Annotated in this window: 7 protein-coding genes (1 of these 7 running past the window's edge); 4 read left to right on the forward strand and 3 right to left on the reverse strand. The window is 35.9% G+C overall.

Annotation, left to right across the window (positions count from 1 at the left end; translation table 11 throughout):
• Positions 1–118 precede the first annotated feature (118 nt).
• Genes LK994_RS07195 through LK994_RS07205 form a run of 3 tightly spaced genes read left to right on the forward strand, consistent with a single transcriptional unit; the run spans position 119 to position 1,961 of the window.
• A complete protein-coding gene (locus LK994_RS07195; protein WP_229762221.1) occupies positions 119–685 on the forward strand; it encodes a LemA family protein in 567 nt (188 codons plus the stop codon).
• Between the two features lie 13 nt (positions 686–698).
• Positions 699–1,160, forward strand: a complete 462-nt coding sequence (locus LK994_RS07200) for a TPM domain-containing protein (RefSeq protein WP_229762222.1) — start codon at positions 699–701, stop codon at positions 1,158–1,160.
• A gap of 30 nt (positions 1,161–1,190) precedes the next feature.
• Positions 1,191–1,961 (forward strand): TPM domain-containing protein, encoded by a 771-nt coding sequence (locus LK994_RS07205; protein WP_229762223.1) that lies wholly within the window; start codon positions 1,191–1,193, stop codon positions 1,959–1,961.
• A 9-nt stretch (positions 1,962–1,970) separates the two neighbouring features.
• On the opposite strand, the gene LK994_RS07210 is transcribed toward LK994_RS07205, so the two are convergent.
• The 3 genes from LK994_RS07210 to LK994_RS07220 form a co-directional block, all read right to left on the reverse strand.
• Positions 1,971–2,690 (reverse strand): SDR family oxidoreductase, encoded by a 720-nt coding sequence (locus tag LK994_RS07210; protein ID WP_229762224.1) that lies wholly within the window; start codon positions 2,688–2,690, stop codon positions 1,971–1,973.
• Between the two features lie 98 nt (positions 2,691–2,788).
• Positions 2,789–3,250 carry a hypothetical protein gene (locus LK994_RS07215; protein WP_229762225.1) on the reverse strand — a complete coding sequence of 154 codons (462 nt, stop codon included), beginning with the start codon at positions 3,248–3,250 and terminating at the stop codon, positions 2,789–2,791.
• Positions 3,251–3,422: 172 nt separating this feature from the next.
• Positions 3,423–5,861: a M1 family metallopeptidase gene (locus LK994_RS07220; RefSeq protein ID WP_229762226.1), complete on the reverse strand. Its 2,439-nt coding sequence runs from the start codon at positions 5,859–5,861 to the stop codon at positions 3,423–3,425.
• 115 nt (positions 5,862–5,976) lie between these two features.
• On the opposite strand from LK994_RS07220, the gene LK994_RS07225 reads away from it, so the two are divergent.
• A protein-coding gene (locus LK994_RS07225) for a DUF4476 domain-containing protein (protein ID WP_229762227.1) crosses the window boundary here: on the forward strand, positions 5,977–6,238 show its beginning. Its footprint extends 944 nt past the window's final position; only the first 262 of its 1,206 coding nucleotides appear in the window; the start codon lies at positions 5,977–5,979; its stop codon lies off the right edge, out of view.

A 6,238-nucleotide genomic window follows, 5' to 3' on the forward strand; every position in this document is an offset into this window, starting at 1 on the left:
CTGCTATATTAAATCCTTAACAGTTTCTTAGGATTACGTTTTGCCATTTGTGTAATTAATCTTTTAAAACAGAAAGAAAATATTATTTTTATCTACTTAATAATAAAAACAAAATAACATGAAACGTTCAGGTCTTATAATTTTAGGTGTTGTTGCCGTATTAATATTATGGGCAATTAGTGTACGAAATGGTTTAGCTACAGCTTCTACCGGTATTAATGGTAAATGGGGGGAAGTAGAAACTCAATTTCAACGCAAAATGAAATTGTATGAAAATGTAGTTGCAACAATCAAAGGTTCTGCAAAAAATGAAGATACTACATTGATCAAGATCACCCAGATGAGGGCCAAAATCCCAACACTTGATCCCAATAATCCACAAACATTAACTGATGCCAATCGTCAGTTAGATCAGATGCGCTCTGCTATTAACATCAGCGTAGAAGCATATCCTACTATTCAAACCACACAGGCTTTTCGTGATTTTCAAACGCAAATTGAAGGTACTGAAAACAGAGTGGCTGTTGCTATCAGGGATTGGAACCAGGCTATAACAGATTATAACACCAAATTGGTAAGGTTTCCTGCTAATCTGGTAGCCGGCTTATTTGGATATACACAAAAAGCTAATTACAAAGCTGATGAAGGCGCTAAAGATGCCAAAGTAGATTTCGAATCAAAATAATCAACAAAATATTTTGGGACTATTTCCATTATTTAAGAAAAAAGATTTTTTTTCTGCTCAGGACAAAGAGCAGATAGTGGAAGCTATACGCTTATCTGAGAAGCAAACAAGCGGTGAAATAAGGGTATATGTTGAAAGCAAAAATCCTTTTATGGATCCGATAGATAGAGCAGCGGAGATCTTTTTTGAATTAAAAATGCAGGAAACAGAGCATCGCAATGCGGTGCTCTTATATATTGCCATGGGGCATAAACAATTGGCGTTATTTGCCGATGAAGGGATTTATCAAAAAGTTGGAGCAGAATATTGGGATAATGCCGTAAAAAATATGATTGCAGCTTTTACAAAAGAAAATATTAGCAATGGAATTGAACAGTGCATCAAACAAATTGGCGAAACCTTAAAAGAAAAATTTCCCTACGAAGCCTCTGCCGATAAAAATGAATTGCCAGATGATATTGTTTTCGGTAAATAAAAGATTTAATTTCTCCTGTGGGAGATAAACATGAAAAAACTTCTATCCATATTTTTTTTGTTCGTGTCCGTAACAATTTTTGCGCAAACAAAATTTGATGCAAAAGCTTTACTGCAGCCACGTACAGGCAAACAACAGTTGGTAAATGATTTTGCCGGGATACTTACTGCCGATCAGCAGCAGGCACTTGAAAATAAATTGGTTGCTTTTGATGATAGCACTTCTACACAAATTGCTGTAGTAATTGTTCCGAATCTGGATGGATATGATGTAGCTGATTATAATGTACAATTAGGAAGAGCCTGGGGTGTTGGCGGTAAAGAATTCAATAATGGAGTTGTTTTATTGATTTCCAAAGAAGACAGAAAACTGAATATAGCTACCGGTTATGGGGTAGAAGGGGCTTTACCGGATGTTACCTGTAAACATATTATTGATGAGGTCATCGTTCCAAATTTCAAAGGCAATGATTTTTATGGAGGTATCAATCAAGGGACTGATGCTATCATACGTGCCGTAAAGGGCGAATATGCTGCACCGGAAGGTTATCACAGATCTAAAGGAATCTCTCCATTCAAAATTATACTTATTATTATCATCATCTTGGTGTTGTTATCTTCTGTAGGAGGAGGTAGCGGAGGCTCCTTTATGAGCAGAAGAGGGTACAGAGGCTTTAATGGTCCTGTATTTTTTCCCGGCGGCTGGGGTGGTGGTGGAAGTAGTAGTGGCGGTAGTTCCGGCGGTTTTGGTGGTTTCGGCGGCGGTAGTTTTGGTGGTGGCGGTGCAAGCGGAAACTGGTAACTACCAGGTTTAATACTCCTGCTCTAATGGATGAATCATTAATTCATCAATCACCACATGCTTTGGTTGCGATGCAATATAAACGATTGCATTCGCCATATCTTCATTTTTTAGCCAGTTTTTATGAGAGGTGTCACCTTCAGGTTCTGCATGAAAGTAAGAATCTACTAATCCGCTGTATACAACAGTCACTTTGATTGCATGAGGGCGTAACTCTTTTCTGATTGCCATGCTGAAAGCATCCTGAGCATATTTACTAGCACAGTATAATGAACCATTGGCAAAGGTTCTTTTGGCAACATCACTGGCAAGATTAATGATATGTCCTTTTTTGTTCTCTTTCATGATAGGAATAACTGCTTTGCAAAAAAGAAATGTGCCTTTTGTATTGGTTGCAAATACATCATCCCAGTCTTGTACGGTGATCTCTTCAGCAGGTTTAAAAATGCCAAAGCCTGCATTGTTGATCATTATATCGACACTTCCAAAAGCTTGTATAAAAGACTGCACGGTACTATTTACAAATGCTTCATCTCCAATATTGCCAACATAGATACTGCAGTTACTACCTTTCGCAATTATCTCAGATTGTACAGCAAGTAATTCAGCCTCACTTCTTGCGATCAATCCAATATTTACTTTATAAGAGGCAAATAAAAGTGCAGTGGCTTTGCCAATGCCCTTGCTTGCACCTGTAATTAAAATATTTTTATGTAGTAATGAATTCATTTTTCTAAGGTAGATAATTATGATTATTGTTTAATAAAATCGTATAAAAAAAGCTAACTCAAAATGAGTTAGCTTTTTTTATACATATTGTAGATCAGTTAAAAAGTATATCTAACACCTAATCCGCCTAAGTTTCCACCAAATCCATATCCACTTCCGAATTCAAAAGTAGGCTGCCAGTCAAGAGAAAGATTAAGCGGCAGATCCTTAAATTTATAATCGATACCAATAACGCCATCAATACCAACAACAGTATTATTGCCTTTGTAAAGTCCTACGTGAGCACCAGGTCCAATATACCATTTCAGGTTAGACTCTGTATTTAGGTCTCCGTGTATTTCATATAATCCTGAAATACGTGTACCTGCGCTGTTAAAAAAGCCGATGAACTCAAGTGCATTTTTGGTATCCAGGAATGTTTTAAGTGTTAAACCTGCACCATTCCATATCTTGATACCTGCAGCGGTTTTGTAAGATAAACTTTTGGCAGTTCTGTTTTGAGCATTTGCAGCTGCAACCACTAATGTTAGAGATAATACCAGGATTCCAATTTTTTTCATTTGTTTTAATTTTCGTTTATAATGTGTTTGTTTTTTGTTGATTGAATACGAAGTTAACCGAAAACATTCTAAATGTGATAGGTTAAATTTTTCACTTATTGGTTAAAAGTCCATCTGTACTCAACTCTGCTTAAGACTGTCAAACATCAAAAAAAGTTGCATGGTTCTAACTCTATTTAAAAACGGTCTTGATATATTCTGCAATTTCACCGCCTTTAGCTTTACTTATTTTATCCAGGCTTCCTTTAAATAATGGGTCAGTATAGATCCAGTATTGTTCTGGTATTGCTTTTCTAAAGGTAATAATATGGTCTATTCCTCTTTTAACTTTTGCAACATCATTAATTTTCAACAAATATTTTGCAAATACACCGGTTGCACCTAACTTATCCTGATTAGGAGGAGAGTCATTATAGTTACTGGCTACAAAATCAAAGTCAGCTTCAGTGCCATTTGTCATCATGATTTCCCCAACAATCTTTCCAAGATTCCCTTTGGCATCATTCGTGTATTTTTTTGCCAATTCATAAGCTTTACTCGGTTGTAATTTACTTAATCCATCTAATGCAGCACCAGATACGGAATAAGAAGAGTCATTTACATTACTGCTGTAAATAGATTCATATTTTTTGTCTTCAGTTTGAGCTAAGAAACTGATTGCCGCAGCTTTAGTTTTTTTGTCTTTCTCAGTTAATGCGATTTTTTCTACCTCATCTAGAATTTCTTTGTTGCCGGCTATTTTAGATTTTGCCAATGCATTGATTGTCCATCTTCTTAAACCACTGAACTTGTCATGTAATCCCAGTGCCAATTCTTTCATTTCGTTTTTTTCAAAATAATCCAGTGCTTCTTTTCTATCTAAATAGTTAGGAGCTCTCTCATACTGAACAATGAACTCTTCGGCTGATTTGTTGTCCGTTTTTTCGCAAAGCAAAACTTTATCAGCATCAACATTGATCAGATCTGGTTTGCTGCCATAGCTAAAGACAAAAGTGTCAGCTTTGTTTTCAATCCAAACCTTGTGCCTGGCTTTATCTTTACCAATATACACATCAATAGCTATAGGAAGCCTGAATGCTTTGCCTTCCTGTGTTTGCTTTACAAATACGTATGCTTTTTCGGTAGGGGCATCGTATTTGTAAGATATATCCAATTTCGGGTGTCCGCTACCGTAGTACCATTGATTCCAGAACCAGTTCATGTCTTGTCCGGTTACTTCTTCAAAAGCAAGACGCAATTGTCCGGCTTCACCTGATTTAAATTTATTAGTAGTTAGATAATTATTTAAAGATTTGAAAAAAGCATCGTCACCAACATAATTCCTAAGCATATGTAAGATATGTCCTCCTTTATTATAACTAACAGCGTCAAACATGGCTTCCTTATCAGGATAAATAAAACGAACAAGATCTTTTCCTTCACTTCCACTTAAGAGATATCCTTGCATATCTTCCATTTTATGTGCATCAGCAAAGTCCTTACCATATTTATATTCGTCCCAGATACATTCACTATAATTAGCGAAACTTTCATTTACGGTAATGTTACTCCAGCTTTCTGCTGTAACCAGGTCCCCAAACCATTGATGAAATAATTCATGAGCAATGGTTTCTTCCCAGCTATTACCATCAGTCAATTGTCGGCTGTTTTGGTAAGCGCTTTCCTGGTGTAAAGTTGCTGTAGTATTTTCCATTGCGCCACTCACGTAATCTCTGCCTACGATCTGAGCATATTTGGCCCAGGGATAATCAATACCTAATTTTTCTGAGTATAATTTTATCATTTCCGGAGTATTACCAAATACACCTCTTGCATAGGGGGCTTGTTTTTTCTCTACATAATAGCTAACTTCTTTTCCTTTATAATTGTCCTTTATAATTGCAAAATCGCCAACACCCATGAAAAACAAATAAGGGGCATGCGGCAGATCCATTTTCCAGTAATCTGTTCTTGTGCCGTCGGTATTTTTCTTCTGACTGATCAGTAAGCCGTTGCTTAGTGTAACATATTTTGAAGGAACAGTCATATAAATTTCTTCCGTACTTTTTTGGTTGGGTTTATCAATAGTAGGCATCCAAACACTATTGCTTTCTGTTTCACCTTGTGTCCAGATTTGAATAGGCTTGTTTTTATCTTCCCCTTTTGGGTTTATAAAATAAAGCCCTTTAGCATCGGTAATGGCAGCACTTCCCTTTACTTTTAAGTCATTAGGTTTGGCCGTATAATTTATATAAACGGTATAATTTTCACCTCCTTTGTAGGTTCTGTCAAGCTGAATAAAGAGTTGTAGACTATCATATCTGTATTTTAAGGGAGATTTTATCAGGCCTTTCATAATGGCAACTTCCTTAATATCCATCCCCTTAGTGTCCAAAGTCAATGAATCTGTCGCATAAAAATGAGGTTTTAAGGTTATCCAGGCTTTGCCATATAGGTAAGACTTGTCGTAATCAAACTTCACATCTAATTTAGTGTGAACCAGATCGTTGATTTTTGTAGCAGAGGCTCTGTATATATTCATCCACGAGGTGTCAGCAGCTACTTCTTCCTGCTGAGCAAATGCACTAGTTACAATCATTATGCAGATTGCAATTGCGAAAAATTTCTTCATATTTCTGTTTTTAGAGTTGTAAAAATAGGGGTACTCTTGTTAACGCAAAACGAATTTTTGTATAAATGGTAAAAGAAAAATTTTAATAAGTATTTTTGTGAATAAAATATAGAGGATGCAAAAATTACTATACTCGTTATTGCTTTTAATCTTTAGTCAAATAGCCTTCTCTCAGCAAAATCGTTTTATTTATATTCAAACAGAAAACAAACAACCTTTTTATGTTAAGTTAGATAAGAAGGTCTTTAGTTCAGCATCATCTGGCTATGTAATTATTCCTAAATTGGTAGATGGTACATATAATCTTTCTATCGGGTTTCCTAAAAATCAATGGCCAGCTCAAAATATTCAATGTACAATTGATAAAAAAGATGTGG

Source organism: Ferruginibacter lapsinanis (genome assembly GCF_020783315.1).
Classification (GTDB): domain Bacteria; phylum Bacteroidota; class Bacteroidia; order Chitinophagales; family Chitinophagaceae; genus Ferruginibacter; species Ferruginibacter lapsinanis.